This window comes from Achromobacter sp. SX5, from assembly GCF_056711425.1.
Map to the genome: position 1 here is coordinate 2,305,292 of NZ_CM160041.1, position 14,330 is coordinate 2,319,621.

11 protein-coding genes are annotated in these 14,330 nt (G+C 70.7%); 3 read left to right on the forward strand and 8 right to left on the reverse strand.

Annotated elements, in window-relative coordinates; genetic code table 11:
* Window positions 1-8 precede the first annotated feature (8 nt).
* Both AC1M14_RS10960 and AC1M14_RS10965 read right to left on the reverse strand, forming a co-directional pair.
* The gene (locus AC1M14_RS10960; protein WP_102772057.1) at window positions 9-1,313 is read right to left on the reverse strand and encodes an MFS transporter; all 1,305 of its coding nucleotides are present in this window, start codon (window positions 1,311-1,313) and stop codon (window positions 9-11) included.
* Between the two features lie 24 nt (window positions 1,314-1,337).
* A complete protein-coding gene (locus AC1M14_RS10965; RefSeq protein WP_479731559.1) occupies window positions 1,338-2,537 on the reverse strand; it encodes an amidohydrolase in 1,200 nt (399 codons plus the stop codon).
* A gap of 110 nt (window positions 2,538-2,647) precedes the next feature.
* Here AC1M14_RS10965 and AC1M14_RS10970 point away from each other — a divergent pair, with 110 nt between their 5' ends.
* Both AC1M14_RS10970 and AC1M14_RS10975 read left to right on the forward strand, forming a co-directional pair.
* The gene (locus tag AC1M14_RS10970; RefSeq protein WP_102772055.1) at window positions 2,648-3,550 is read left to right on the forward strand and encodes a LysR family transcriptional regulator; all 903 of its coding nucleotides are present in this window, start codon (window positions 2,648-2,650) and stop codon (window positions 3,548-3,550) included.
* A 147-nt stretch (window positions 3,551-3,697) separates the two neighbouring features.
* Window positions 3,698-6,058 (forward strand): DNA internalization-related competence protein ComEC/Rec2, encoded by a 2,361-nt coding sequence (locus AC1M14_RS10975; protein WP_479731796.1) that lies wholly within the window; start codon window positions 3,698-3,700, stop codon window positions 6,056-6,058.
* A 2-nt stretch (window positions 6,059-6,060) separates the two neighbouring features.
* On the opposite strand, the gene AC1M14_RS10980 is transcribed toward AC1M14_RS10975, so the two are convergent.
* The 6 genes from AC1M14_RS10980 to AC1M14_RS11005 all read right to left on the reverse strand — a co-directional run bounded on the left by AC1M14_RS10980 (window position 6,061) and on the right by AC1M14_RS11005 (window position 13,155).
* On the reverse strand, window positions 6,061-6,927 hold the full coding sequence (locus tag AC1M14_RS10980) for a TonB family protein (RefSeq protein ID WP_479731560.1): 867 nt from the start codon (window positions 6,925-6,927) through the stop codon (window positions 6,061-6,063).
* 77 nt (window positions 6,928-7,004) lie between these two features.
* Window positions 7,005-8,354 carry a four-carbon acid sugar kinase family protein gene (locus AC1M14_RS10985; RefSeq protein WP_479731561.1) on the reverse strand — a complete coding sequence of 450 codons (1,350 nt, stop codon included), beginning with the start codon at window positions 8,352-8,354 and terminating at the stop codon, window positions 7,005-7,007.
* On the reverse strand, window positions 8,351-9,628 hold the full coding sequence (locus AC1M14_RS10990) for a ribulose-bisphosphate carboxylase large subunit family protein (RefSeq protein ID WP_479731562.1): 1,278 nt from the start codon (window positions 9,626-9,628) through the stop codon (window positions 8,351-8,353). The genes AC1M14_RS10985 and AC1M14_RS10990 overlap by 4 nt, the downstream gene beginning before the upstream one ends.
* 19 nt (window positions 9,629-9,647) lie before the next feature.
* On the reverse strand, window positions 9,648-10,187 hold the full coding sequence (locus AC1M14_RS10995) for a VOC family protein (RefSeq protein WP_111824839.1): 540 nt from the start codon (window positions 10,185-10,187) through the stop codon (window positions 9,648-9,650).
* Window positions 10,188-10,245: 58 nt separating this feature from the next.
* Window positions 10,246-12,126: a TRAP transporter large permease gene (locus tag AC1M14_RS11000; protein ID WP_479731563.1), complete on the reverse strand. Its 1,881-nt coding sequence runs from the start codon at window positions 12,124-12,126 to the stop codon at window positions 10,246-10,248.
* 9 nt (window positions 12,127-12,135) lie between these two features.
* Entirely contained in the window at window positions 12,136-13,155 is a 1,020-nt protein-coding gene (locus AC1M14_RS11005; protein ID WP_111824841.1) for a TRAP transporter substrate-binding protein, read from the reverse strand.
* Between the two features lie 112 nt (window positions 13,156-13,267).
* Here AC1M14_RS11005 and AC1M14_RS11010 point away from each other — a divergent pair, with 112 nt between their 5' ends.
* Entirely contained in the window at window positions 13,268-14,329 is a 1,062-nt protein-coding gene (locus AC1M14_RS11010; protein ID WP_479731564.1) for a LacI family DNA-binding transcriptional regulator, read from the forward strand.
* Window position 14,330: the final 1 nt, after the last annotated feature.

Consider the following 14,330-nt stretch of genomic DNA (forward strand, 5'->3'; position numbering starts at 1 on the left):
GTATGTTATCAGGCCAGCCTGTCGCGCAGCACCGGCTGGCCTGGCGCCGCGTGGCGGGAAGGCTGGCTCAGCATGCAGCCGATCACCCCGACCACGCCGCCGGCCAGGCTGTAGAAGACGGGCGCGAGCGTCACGCCGGTGGTCTGGATCAGCCAGGTGACGATGAACTGTCCGAAGCCGCCGAACACCATCACCGCGATGTTGTAGCAGACCGCCAGCCCCGCCGAGCGCACATTGGTCGGGAACTGCTCGCCCAGCGCGGTCGCGAACGGCCCCAGGAATCCGCCGAGCAGAATGCTGAGCGCGGTGAAGGCGACGGTCAGGTTGGCCAGCGTGGGCGCCGACTGCACCCAGGAAAACAGCGGGTACATCAACAGGGCGTAGGGCAGCAGGAACGCCAGCATCACGGGCCTGCGCCCGTAGCGGTCGGACAGCGCGCCGGCCAGCGGAATCGCGACGATCAGGGCCAGCAGCCCGATGGACTGCGCCGTGAAGGCGTCGTGCAGGGCGAAGTTGAACTGGCGCGTGACGAAGGTCGGCAGGTAGATGATGAAGGTGTAGACCGACGCGGTGGCGCAGGTGGTCAGGCACAGCGTGGCGGCGATCGAGCGCGGGTAGCGGTTGAACATCGCGGCCAGGCTGACTTTCTCGCCCTTGCGCATGGCGAGTTCGGATTCCTCGGGCTCGTCCAGATAGCGCCGTATCCACCAGCCCAGCGGCGCGATCAGCAGGCCGATCACGAACGGCACGCGCCACATGCCTTCGATCAGCTGCTCTTCGGTGAACAGCGAGGTCAGCAGGAAGCCGGTGGCCGCGCCGGCCAGGTTGGCGAGGTTTTGGCCGAACATCTGCCAGGCGCCGTACACGCCTTTCTTGCCCGGCGGCGCCGCCTCCACCAGGTAGGCCGTGGACGAGGCGAATTCCCCGCCGGTGGCGATGCCCTGCATCAGGCGCGCGATCACGATCAGGATGGGCGCGGCGATGCCGATGGTGGCGTAAGAGGGCGTGAACACCATGATGAGCAGCGACACCGTCATCAGCGCGATGATCAGTTGCAGCGCGGCCTTGCGCCCGCGCCGGTCGGCATAGATGCCGATGGCGATCCCGCCGATGGGCCGGGTCACGAAGCCCACGCCGAAAGTCGCCAGGGTCAGCAGCAGCGCGGTGTGTTCGCCCGCGGCGGGGAAGAACACCTTGGCGATGATGAAGGCCAGCGCGGCGAACACGCCGAAGTCATACCATTCCAGCGCATTGCCCAGAATGGCGGCGGTCAGTTGCAGCCATCGAGGGGCCGCTTTTTTCGTCTGTTTCATAGTCTGTCTCCTCCCGGCCGCCGCTTATGCGTTGTTATGCAGCGGCAGTCCCAGTTCAGCGATACGGGATAGGACCGCGGCCCCGATGGGGAGCGCGGCGTCGTTGAAATCGAAATTCGAGTTGTGCAGTCCGTGGCGATGGTCCGGGTCTCCCGTGCCCAGATGGATGTAGGCGCCCGGGCGTTGCTGCAGCATGAAGGAAAAATCCTCCCCGCCCAGGCTGGGCAGCGGACGGCGCACCACGTTGTCCTCGCCCACGACGTCGGCCGCCGCCCGCCGCGCCAGCAGGGCCTGGGCTTCGGTGTTGACGGTCGCCGGCACGTTGGGCTCGTATTCCAGCGTCGCCGTGCCGCCCAGGCCCTGCACCACGTGCTCGACCGTGGCCCGCAGCCGCGTCTCGATGATGCTGCGCACTTCGGGCTGAAGCGAGCGCGCGGTGCCGGTCAGCACCACCTCGTCCGGGATCACGTTGAAGCCCGCCAGGCTGCCGCCGGCGATGCCGCACAGGCTGAGCACGCCGGCCTCCAGCGGGTCCAGGTTGCGGCTGACGATGGAGTGCGCCGCCACGATGACGTGGCCCGCCATCAGGATGGGGTCCAGCGCGCGCTGCGGCGCCAGGCCGCCGTGGCCGCCCTTGCCCTTGATCCGGATGGTGATGCGGTCGGACGCGGCCATGGCCGGCCCGACCGGAACCGACACCGATCCCAGCGCAAGCGCGGGCCAGTTGTGCAGGGCATAGACCTCCTGCATCGGAAACCGCTCGAACAGGCCATCCCTGACCATCTCCAATCCCCCATTCAATCCCTCCTCCGCAGGTTGAAAAATCAGATAGACCACGCCGTCGAAGGCCCGCGTGCGCTGCAGATAAGCGGCGGCGGCCAACAGCATGGCGACGTGCCCGTCATGGCCGCAGGCGTGCATTCTGCCTGCGTGACGCGAGGCGTAGTCCAGCCGCGTGCATTCATCCATGGGCAGCGCGTCCATGTCGGCGCGCAGTCCGATCGCGCGCCCGCAGGCCGTTCCGCGTCCCTGGATCATGCCGACCACGCCGGTGCCGCCGACTCCCGTGCGGTGTTCGATGGACAGCCGGCGCAGCTCCGTACGGACCACTTCGGCCGTCCGGTGTTCTTCGAAACCCAGTTCGGGATGGGCATGGAGGTCGCGCCGGATTTTCCGGTAGGCATCGATCTCCGAGGGCAGCAACTGCGGGATTTTCTGTGGCATGGGCATGGATACTCTTGATGGAAAGCATGGACACCGCTGGATGGTAGGAAGCGCAGGCCATGCCGTAAAATGCTTGTTACCTATGTTCCCCATGCCGTAAAGGTATAACCATGGATCTGCGGCAGTTGCGCTACTTCGTTGCGGTTGCACAGCACGGCAGCATCAGCCTGGCGGCCCAGGCCGTCTACATCGCCCAGCCCGCGCTGACCCGGCAGATCCAGGCGCTGGAGGAAGAACTGGGCGCGACCGTATTCGAGCGCAGCGCCCGCGGCGTGCGCCTGACCGAAGTCGGCAAGCAGCTATTGGTGGACGCCAACCGGCTGCTGGGCGACGCCGCGGCCACCGTCGAACGCGCCCAGCGCGTGGGACGCGGCGAAATCGGCCACCTGTCCATCGCCTTGCCGGTCATGCTGACCCTGCGTCCGTTGCTGACCGAAGTGCTGCGCATCTTCCGGCACGAGGCGCCGGGCGTCTCGTTGACGCTGAGCCACCTGCTGTCCGACACCCAGCTCGAGTGGCTGCCCACCGGCAGGCTGGACGCCGGCTTCACCCTGTTCCGCCCGCCGGACGACCCCGCGTTCGAGGGCATCCCCATCTATTCCGAGAAAATGCTGCTGGCCTATCCCGCCGACTGGCGATGGGAAGGCGGCCCGCCCGCCTCGCTGCGCGACCTCAACGCGGTGGACTTCATCTGGCTGCCGCGCAACGCCGCGCCGGTCTGGCACGACAAGCTGATCCACTGCTTCTTCAAGGCCGGTTTCGTGCCGCGGGCCGCGGTGCAGGGCGTGGACGTGGCCTCCATGCTCACCCTGGTCGCCGCCGGCATGGGCTGCACCGTGCTGCCCGACTCCGCCACGCGCGCCGCGCCGGATTCGGTCGCCTTCATGGAACTGCCGGACCTGGACGTGGTGCAGCACTGGGAACTGGTCTGGCGCGCGGACAACAAGTCGGCGCTGCTCAGGCGGTTCATCGACGTGGTCGGCGCGTATGCCGGCAATCCGGTGAAGGGCTGAGTTGCGGCGGGCCGGGGCGGCCAAAACCGCCACGCGCGACGCCGCAGGGCCATCGCGGCCGCCTACGCTGTCCCGTTTCGGGAGGCGCATATCACGGGCCGCATTTTCTGCATCGCATTGGTCGCCGGCTCGGGGCTGGTGCAGGTTCTGCCGCGCCTGCCCGGGGCCGGCGCGGCCTGGCTGCTGGCCGCCGGCGCCGCGTTGGCGCTGTTTGCCGGGCTGCGCTTGCGCCTTGCGGGCCCACGCAACTGCGCGGCCGCGGCCCTGGGGCTGTGCGTGGGGCTGCTCAATGCCGGCGTGCAGGCGCAACGGCGGCTCGACGATGAACTGGCGCAGGTGCACCAAAACGCGGTATCGCGCGTGGTGCTGCGAGTGGCCGGGTTGCCCGACGGCGATGACAAGGAACTGCGCTTCCTGGCGGAGCTGGCCGAGCCGGCGGCGGCGGGGATTCCGTCGCGCATCCTGGTGAGCTGGCCGGCGCCGGCGGGTGGGCTGCCGGCGCTGGCGCCGGGGCAGGTGTGGCGCATGGCGCTGGTGCTGCGGCGTCCGCATGGGGCGCTGAATCCGGCGGGGCCGGATGCCGAGGGTCGCTTGTTCGCGCGCGGCGTGCGGGCGCTGGGCAAGGTGCGCGGGCGGCCGAGGCTGCTGGCGGACCGGCCCTGGGCGACGGCCGGCGTGGCGCTGGAGCGGGCGCGCCATCACGTGCGGCAGGGGCTGCGCGCCGCGTTGGGAGCGCACCGCTATGCGCCGGTGCTGATCGCGCTGGCGATCGGCGACCAGGCCGGCGTGGCGCGCGAGGACTGGCAGGTGTTCAGCCGCAGCGGCATTACCCATCTGGTGTCCATCAGCGGTATGCACGTCACCTCGATCGCGGGGCTGGCGGGCCTGCTGGCGGCGGCGCTGTGGCGGCGGGGACGATGGCGCGGCGTGGGGCTGGCGGAGTACGCGCCGGCGCGTGTGGCCGGCGGCGCGGCCGCCGCGGCGGTCGCGCTGCTGTATTGCCTGCTGGCGGGCTGGGGCGTGCCGGCGCGGCGCACTTTCTTCATGCTGTCCGTGGCCCTGGCGGCTTCGGTGTCGCGGCTGCCGCTGTCGGCCGACCGGGTGCTGGCGGGCGCGGCCGCGGTGGTGGCCGCGCTGGACCCGTGGGCGCCGATGGCGCCGGGCTTCTGGCTGTCGTTCGGGGCGGTGGCCGTGCTGCTGCGGGTCGCCCAGGCGCCGCGCGATGCGCAGGCGGGCTGGCGGGCGCGATGGACGGCGCGGCTGGCGCAGGCGGCGCGCCTGCAGTTGACGATCACCGTGGGGCTCACGCCGCTGCTGGCCTATCTGGTGCATCAGGTGTCCGTGGGATCGCCGCTGGCCAACGCGGTGGCGATCCCGGTGGTGACCTTCGTGGTGACGCCGCTAGCCTTGCTGTGCGCGGCGCTGTCGGCGCTGCCGGGCGCCCAGGCCCTGGCCGCGCTGGCCGGACGCGCGGGGCTGGCGGCGTTCGACGCGACCATGGCGCCGGTCGGCTGGGTGGCCGCGGCCGAGTGGTCCAGCGTGGCGGTGGGAGCGGCCCCGTGGCCGTGGCTGGCGCTGGCGGTGGCGGGCATGGCCTGGGCGCTGCAGGCGCCCGGCTGGCCGGGGCGGCGGCTGGGATGGCTGTGCATGCTGCCGCTGCTGTGCTGGCGTCCCGACAGGCCCGAGCCCGGCCACTGGCGCATGAGCGCGCTGGACGTGGGACAGGGCGGCGCCGTCGTGGTGGAGACGGCCAGCCAGACGCTGCTGTTCGACGCCGGGCCGCGCCACTACGGCGGCAGCGACGCCGGCGAGCGCGTGGTCGCGCCGTTCCTGCAGGCGCGCGCGATCCGCCGGCTGGACGTGCTGGTGCTGTCGCATGCCCACATGGACCACGTGGGCGGCTTGCGCGCGGTGCTGGCGGCCGTGCCGGCGGCGCGCAGCTACGCGTCCTTCGACCTGGAAGCGTTTCTGCGGCGCGACGCCCGGCTGTGGCCGCGGGCCGGCGCGCCGGCTCCGCCGCGCCAGGCGCAGCGTTGCCGCAGCGGGCTGGGCTGGGAGGCCGACGGCGTGCGTTTTACGTTCCTGCATCCGCCGCGCGCAGGCGCCGGTGTGGCGCAAAACCCCAATGCCGAAAGTTGCGTGCTACGCATCGAAGGGGACAGCCATACGCTGTTGCTGACCGGCGACGTGGGCACGGCGCAGGAACGCGCGCTGGCCGCCAACGGTCTCGGGCGCGCGGACGTGGTGCTGGCTCCGCATCATGGCTCGGCCTCGTCCTCGGGACGCGAACTGGTGCAGGCCAGCGGCGCGGGCCACGCGATCGCGCAGGCCGGCCACCTGAACCGCTTCGGACATCCGGCGCGCGCGGTGGAGCGGCGCTGGATGCGCGCCGGCGCGGCGTTCTGGCGCAGCGACCGCGACGGGGCGGTGATAGCGAGTTCAACGCCGGACGGGCTGGAGGTGTGGACGCAGCGCCAGCGCGGGCGGCGCTACTGGCATGGGCGCTAGGTTCAAGGCGCGTCCGGCGATCCCAGGCTGATCCCGTCCCGGATGCGGCGGAAGTCGGCCAGGGCGGCCGGCATGGCTGCGCGCGTGGCGGTGCAGGCCAGCGCCACGCGCAGGGCCGGCGTGTCGAGCAGGGCGGTGTAGCGCAGCAGCGCCGCGTCCGCGGCCGGCGCCACGTATTCGACGCCGTGCGCGCCGGCCGATTCGAATGTCCGGCGTTCCTGCAGTTCGCGGCCCTGCGCGGCTTCGAGGGTTTCGTCCGCGGCCAGCCGGGCGGCTGCCGACAGCGGCGCCTCGCGGCCGGGATGGGCCGTCAGCGCCTTGCGCGCGGTGTTGAAACCGATGGTGCACCGCTCTCCGTTGGCATCGCCCACCCTGACCAGCAGGTCGAATTCCGCCGTCCTGCCGCTGGGCAGGATGCGGTAGGGGGCGGGCACGGTCACGCCGTAGCCACGCGCCGGGTCGGCGTAGCGGTGCGCGGCGGCGGCCGGCGGATTCTCTTGCGGCGCTTCCGGTTCGAAGCGCAGCGGCAGCATCAGGATTTCCCTGTCGCCGGTCATGTCGGCGGCGAAGGCGGGCAGCGGCCCGGCGCGCCGGACCATGGCGGCTGCGGCGCGGTCCACTGCCGCATGGCCGGAGCTGGCGGCCACTTCGATCTTGTCTATCCCGCCGTCGGGCAGGATGGTGAGGCGCAGTTTCAGGCTGAGCGGGCCGGGCAGGCCGTCGGCTTCCTTGGGCATGGTCAGGTGGCGTTGCAGCTGGCGCGCCGCGGCGCCGCTCCATTCGGCGCGGGTGGCCGGCGCGGCGGCGGCCGCGGCGGATACGCACAGCGTGAATGCGGCCATGGCCGAGGCGCGCAGCAGCCGGTTCATGCGGGGAGTCTCCTGGGTCGGGGCGCCGACGGGCGGGCGCAACGGCGCAGCATAACCCGCAAGCGCGGCGTACGGCGTCAGGCCAGCCCCTGCGCCAGTTCGTCGAACAGCAGGTCGCCGCCCATCTGGCCGCCCTTGAGCATCAGTTCCATGCCGTCGATGCGCGGGTCGTCGCTGCGCGCGACGCTGACCGTGACGCCGGGCGCCAGCACGCAGCGAAACGCCAGGCCCCACAGGCCGAGGGCGAGGGTGGCCTGGCTGGAGGTGTCGCCGCCGGCGATGCCGACGCGGCCCAGCCGTCGGCCCGCCTGCGCGCTGCCCTGCACGATGGCGGCGGCAAGCTGCGCGGTGGCGCGGGCGGTGGCCGCCGTGTGGGCGGCGCTGGGGGCCTGCTCGGGCCGGTCGGTATGGACCAGCACGTTGTGCCCCTGGACCAGCGCGGCGACGGCCTCGCGCGACTGCGCGGCGGCGTAGCCAGGGTCCGAGAGCAGCCGTTGCACGGAGAGCGGCTGGCGCGCATAGCGCCGGCACGCGGCGATCTGCTGCGCGGTGACCGGCGACAGGCTGCCCGCCACCACCAGCACCGGCCCCGAGGCCGGCGCCAGCGGTGCGTCGACGGCGGCGGCGCGGCCGCCCGGCATGGCGCGGGCCAGCGCCTGCTGCACGCTGCTGGGGCCGACCGCCAGCAGCGGCAGGCGGGCGGCCGCGCGCCAGATGAGGCGGCCGATCACCGGGAGCTGCTCGTCGTCGATCAGGTCCAGCAGCAGGGGGCCGTCGGCGGATTCGACGACGCCGTCGATCCAGTCTTCCAGCACGGGCGCGTCGGCCGGCCGGCGCAGGCGCGGGTAGTCGGTGTGCGGCACCGACCGGATCTCGCGCAGGCCTTGCGCCGCGAGGTGCAGCCGCAGGTCGGCTTCGTGCATGGGCGTGACCGGGTGCGCGCGCATGACCGGGTGGCGGTCGATGCGGTGGATCGCGGGGGCGCCGCCGGCGCGGGCGAAGAGCTGCGCGAAGCTGCAATAGCGCCCGATGCTGGGCTGCCCGCCCACGATGGGCACCAGCGGGTTGGGCATGTGGCGGCGCAGCGCCTGGATGGCGGCGGCGATATTGCCGACGTGCGGCGCGCTGTCGAACGTGGAGCAACACTTGTAGTGCAGCACGCGCACGCCGCGCCCGGCCATGAAGCGGCCCACGGCGTCGAGCTCGTCCTGCATTTCGGCTGGCGGCATGGCGCGGGCCGCGCCCGCGATGCCGATGGCGTCCAGCGCGTCGGCGCGGCTCAGTTGCTGCGGCGTCGGCACGCCCAGGAACAGCAGGCTGCGCAGGCCGGCGCGCGAGACTTCGGCCAGCGTGTCGGTGGCGCCGGTGAAGTCGTCTCCGTACCAGCCCACACGCGGCGGCGCGGGGCCGCGCTGGTCGCGGGTCATGCGCGGTTTCCGAAGAAGTCCAGCGCCCGTCGCAGTTCGGGCGCCTGGCGCGCGTAGTCCTGCAGGGCCTGTCCTTCGCGCGCGGCCTGCCAGGCCTGGCGGATGCTCTGCACGCCGGCGGCGGGGCCGTCCGGGTGGGCCAGGATGCCGCCGCCCGACATGAACAGCAGGTCGTCGCTGCGCACCGCCGACCAGGTGGCGGGCACGGTGCCGGCCCACTGGCCGGACGAGAACGCCGGCATCACCGCGTCGTCGATGCCGAAGGTCAGCGCAGCCAGGCAGTTGCGCGCGGCGTCCACTACTTCCTGGTCCTCCTGCGAGAACTTGCCCTGCAGGCCGTGCACGTGCATGTGGTCCACGCCCGCCAGCCGCCACAGCGTCTGGTAGGCCTGGAATCCCACGCCCAGCATGGGGTGGCGCGACAGCGCGCCGTAGCCGTTGCGGTGGCCGTGCAGCGCCAGCGGCGTGCTGCGGCGCAGGGTCTGGACGGCGGAGTAGCCGCAGTGGTTCAGGCTGACCATGGCGCAGCTGCCTTGCTCGCGTTCGATCAGCTCGGCGTGGCGGCGCATGGCGTCGGTTTCGTCGCTGATGTTGAACGCCACCATGACCTGGCGGCCGGTGCGTTCGCGGTGCGCGCGCACCACGGCCATCACGGCGGCCACGCGCTGCGCCAGCGGGGCATGGGCCGGGTTGGCGCAGACCTCGTCGTCCTTGATGAAGTCCACGCCGGCGGCGCACAGCTGCGCCACCAGATGCGCGGTCTGCTCGGGCGAGAGGCCGACGTTGGGCTTGATGATGGTGCCCACCAGCGGCCCGCTGGCCACGCCGGTCAGGGCGCGCGTGCCGGCGATGCCGGCCCGGGGCATGTCGAACTGGGCGCGGTAGTTGGCGGGCAGTTCCAGGCTTTCCAGGCGCAGGCCGGTGGCTTCGCCCAGGTCGTACAGATTGCCGCCGACGGTGGCCGCCAGCGTGGGCAGGTTGGCGCCGACGTTGGCGACCGGAAAGGCGATGCGCACCCGCGCGCGCCGGTAGCGCGCCGGCATGCCGCCCGGCTGGCGCGCCAGCCAGGCGTTGGGCAGGCTGGGGGCGCTGACGGTCTCCAGTTCCTCCAGGGATTCGATGCGCGCGCGGGCGCGCGCGCGCAGCTCGTCGGTTTCGCCCTGCACCCGCGTGAAGGTGCCGCAGGACTGCTCGCCGGCCATGACCTCGGCCACCCGGGCGGGGTCCAGCGGGGTTTCGATCAGGTAGGTGGCGGTAAACGATTGGGAGTTCATAGGGCGATGGGCGGGCGCTTCAGAGTCGGTTCAGGTCGGGGAAGGGGCGTACGGGGTCCTTGCCGTCCCAGTCGCGCGCGCTGTCGCGGATCAGGTCGAACAGGCGGCCCTTGGGGCCGGCCACTTCGGACAGCTCGATCACGGTGCCGGGGTGGTACTCGGTATCGAAATAGATGAAGCGTCCTTTTTCGCCGACTTCGCCGCTCATCTTGGGCTTGAAGCCCTGCGCCAGCAGGCGTTCGAGATCGGCGTCGTAGTCCTCGGTCCAGTAGGCCACGTGCTGCAGGCCGGTGCGGCCGGCCTGCAGGAAGTCGCGGTACATGGAGGGCACGTCGTTGCGGGTCTGGATCAGCTCGACCTGCACGTAGCCGGAGTTGGCCAGCGCCACCGAGTTGTGCGGCTCATGGCTGGCGCCGTCGTAGCGGTAGTTCACGATGGGTACGCGCGGGTTGTAGTACCAGGGGCCCACGCCCAGCGTGGCGCTCCAGTAGTCCATGGCGGCTTCGATATCGTGCACCACGTAACCGAGTTGGCGGATTTCGCCCAGGAATCGACTCATGATCGGACTTTGCAGCTTTGAGGGTTGGAAAGCGCGGGGCCGCAGCCCCGCGGGAGACTTACAGGAAACCGATGGAGAACCAGGGGAAGGCCGCCACGATCACCAGGCCGATGAGCAGCGCGGCGACGTAGCCCCAGATCGGCCCGATGCCTTCGTTGGGATCGACCCGGCTGATGGCGCAGGCGCCGTAGTAGCCCACGCCGAACGGCGGCGCGAACAGGCCGATGCCCATCGCGAAGATAACGACCATGGCGTAGTGCACCTCGTGCACGCCGGCCTGCTGCGCGATCGGGAACAGCAGCGGGCCGAACAGCACGATGGCCGGTATGCCTTCGAGCACGCTGCCCAGGATGATGAAGGCCACGATGGACACGGCCAGGAAGCCGTACGAGCCGCCGGGCATGTCGGCCATCAGGCGCGCCAGGTCGCCGGAGAATCCCGATTGCGTCAGCGCCCAGGCCATGGCGGTGGCGCAGCCCACAATCAGCATGATGGCGCCGGACAGCGAGGCGGTCTCGATCAGCATGGGCTTGAGGCGGGCCCAGTCGAAGCGGCGGTAGACCAGCAGGCCGATGACCACGGAATAGACGATGCCGATGGTGGAGACCTCGGTGGCGGTGGCCACGCCTTCGACCACGGCCGCGCGGATCACGAAGGGCAGGGCCACCGCGGGCAGGGCGATCACGAAATAGCGGCCGATTTCGCGCAAGGTGAAGCGCTGGGCCAGGCTCAGGTCTTCCTTGCGGTAGCGCCACCAGACCACCGAGCACAGCGCCAGGCCCAGCACCACCGCCGGCAGCAGGCCGCCGGTGAACAGCGCCGCGATCGACACGCCGGTGACCGAACCGATGGTGATGAGCACGATGGAGGGCGGAATGGTTTCGGTCTGCGCGCCGGTGGCCGACAGCAGCGCCACCAGGTCGCCCGGCTTGGCGCCGCGCTTCTGCATCTCGGGAAACAGCACCGGGGCGATGGCCGCCATGTCGGCGATCTTGGAGCCGGAGATGCCCGACACCAGGTACATGGCGCCGATCAGCACGTATGAAAGGCCGCCGCGGACGTGGCCCAGCAGGCTGGCCAGGAACTGGATCATGGCGCGCGCCATGCCGGTCATCTCGATCAGCGAGCCCAGGAAGATGAACAGCGGCACCGCCAGCAGCATCAGGTGCGACATGCCTTCGTCCAGGCGGCCCACCATCACCAGCATGGGGGTGTTGGTGGTCAGCGCCAGGTAGGAGAAGGTGGCCAGCGCGAACGAGAACGCGATGGGCACGCCGGCGAACACCGTGGCTGCGACGATGCCCACGAAGAAGATCACCAGGTTCAGCTTGCCCAGCGTGGAGAAAAGCGGCTGGGCCAGCCAGAACAGCCCCACCACGGCCGCCGCGCCGGCCAGCGCCGCCAGCATCTGCGGCAGGGTCTGGGTGCGCGCCAGGCGCAGCAGCGCCACGATGGCCATCAGGCCCATGCCGACCGGAATGGCGGCGGCGCGCCAGGCGTTGCTCAGTTCAAGCGCCGGCGTGACGATGAAGTGTTCTTCGTGCGCGTACTCGATGGCCGGGGCCAGGATCAGCGCCAGGAAGGCCAGCGAGGCCGCCAGCGCCGCCGTTTCCAGCTGCGCGCGGCGCGCGGGGCCGACGTTGTTGACGAAGGCCGTCATGCGCATGTGTTCGCCGCGCCGCAGCGCCACGACCGCGCCCAGCATGGACAGCCACAGGAACAGGATGGACGCCAGTTCGTCGGACCAGACCAGCGGGCTGTGCAGGGCGTAGCGCGCGACCACGCCGGCGAACAGCACCGCGATCTCGACCAGCACGATGGCCGCCGCCGCGTGTTCGACCACGCAGCCCAGCAGGCTGTCTATTGCGCCGGCGGCCCGGCGCAGGGGATGGGCCGGCAGCAGGGGCGGCGCGGCGTGGGGAGCGGACAGGGAGGACATGGCGCGACCTCAGGCCAGTTTGCCGACGGCCTGCTCCAGCAGGGTCCAGGCCTCGTTGCCGAAGCGGCCCTGCCATTCCTTGTAGAAACCGGCGTTGCGCAGCTGCTGGCGGAAGCTGTCTGCCGAGGGCTGGTTGAACAGCAGGCCCTTGGCTTCCAGGTCGGACTGCACCGAGGCGTTGAGCTTCTTGATGTCCTCGCGCTGCGCCAGGCCGGCCTCGTTGATGCCGCGGGCGACGACCGTCTTGAGGTCCTGCGGCAGGCCTTCCCACATGCGGCCGTTGGCGATGAACCAGTAGCCGTCCCAGATGTGGTTGGTGAGCGAGCAGTACTTCTGCACTTCGTACAGCTTGGCGACCTGGATGATGGGCAGCGGGTTTTCCTGGGCGTCGACCACCTTGGTCTGCAGCGAGGAATAGACTTCGCTGAACTGCAGGCTGGCCGGCGCGGCGCCCAGGCCCTTGAACATGGAGATGGGCAGCGAGCTCACCGGCACGCGGATCTTGAGGCCGTCCATGTCGGCGGCGGTCTGCACCGGCGCCTTGCTGCTGGTGGTCTGGCGAAAGCCGTTGTCCCACATCTTCTCGAAGGCGTAGAGGCGGCGCTGCGCGATGGCGGCGCGCACGTGCGCGCCCAGCGCGCCGTCCATGGCGTTCCAGACCTGGTCGTAGTCCTTGAAGGCGAAGCCCACGGCGTTGATCGCCGCCACCGGCACCAGCGTGGCGATGACCAGCGCCGACGGCGTGAAGAAATCGATGCCGCCCGAGCGCACCTGCGCCAGCATGTCGGTGTCGCCGCCCAGCTGGTTGTTGGGGAAGATCTTGATGTCCACCCGGCCGTTGCTTTCCTTGAGGATGCGTTCGGCCGCTTCCTGGGCGCGGATGTTCAGCGGATGGGTGACGGGCAGGTTGTTGCCGTACTTCAGCGTGTAGTCGGCGGCGCGCGCGATCATCGGGAAACCGCTGGCCAGGGCCAGGGCGGGAACGGCGCCCAGGCGGCGCAAGGCACTGCGGCGGGTCATCAGCTTCATGGTTGTCTCCATAATCGTGGTTATGATGTTTTTTGATGCGCCACAAAAGTGCCAATCCCATGCGGCAGACTGGACAATAGTGAATAGGCGCTATCATCGTCAAACTTCTTTAATGATGGTTTTTGATGTGAATAGAAAACCTTCCGAACGCAGGCTGGCGCGCCTGGCCGACGTGGCCGCGCGAGCCGGCGTCTCCACCGCCACGGCCGATCGGGTGCTGAACCGCCGCCCCGGCGTGCGCGCCAGCACCGCGCAGAAAGTCTTTCGCGCCGCCATCGAGCTGGACTACCTGCCCGAACAGGAAATCCTCGCGGCCGCCGCGCCCGAGCCCATGCGCCTGGTGTTCCTGCTGCCGCGCGGCAGCAACCGCTATCTGCGCATGCTGGGCGACACCGTCAGCTACGCGCACGAGCACTTCGCGCCGCTGAACGCCAAGTGCCAGGTCGAATACGTCGAGAGCTTCAACCCCGACGCGCTGGCCCAGGCGCTAGCCAGGCACGGCCGGCGCGCCGACGGCATCGCGTTCATGGCGCTGGAGCATCCGGCGGTGCGCGAGGCGGTCGACGCGCTTGCGCAGCAGGGCGTGGCGACGGTGACGCTGATTTCCGACATCGCCAACTGCGCGCGCGCCGCCTACGTGGGGCTGGACAACCGTGCGGCAGGGCGCACCGCGGGCTACCTGATCGCGCGCTTCATCGGCTCGCGCGCGGCGCACGTGGCGCTGATCGCGGGCTCGCGCCATTACCGCGCGCACGAGGAGCGCGAGGGCGGCTTTCTGCAGCTGTATGCGGAACAGTTCCAGGCCATGCAGGTGGTCGACCTGCGCGAGGGCTACGACGACGCCCAGCGCAACTACGAGCAGACGCGCCAGCTGCTGGAGCAGTATCCGCAGCTGGCCGGCATCTACAACATCGGCGGCGCCTCGGACGGCGTGGCGCGCGCGTTGAAGGAGGCCGGCCTGCAGCACCGGGTGGTGTTCATCGGCCACGGCCTCACGCCCGACACCCGCTCGCTGCTGATAGACGGCACCATGGACGCGGTCATCACGCAAAGCCCGATGGAGGCGCTGATGAGCTGCGTGCGGATCTTCTCCAACCTGCGCGACAGGCGCAGCGCGATGAACGGCGTGGAAATGGCGCGCAGCCAGGTGATATTCCGCGAGAATCTGCCGTGAG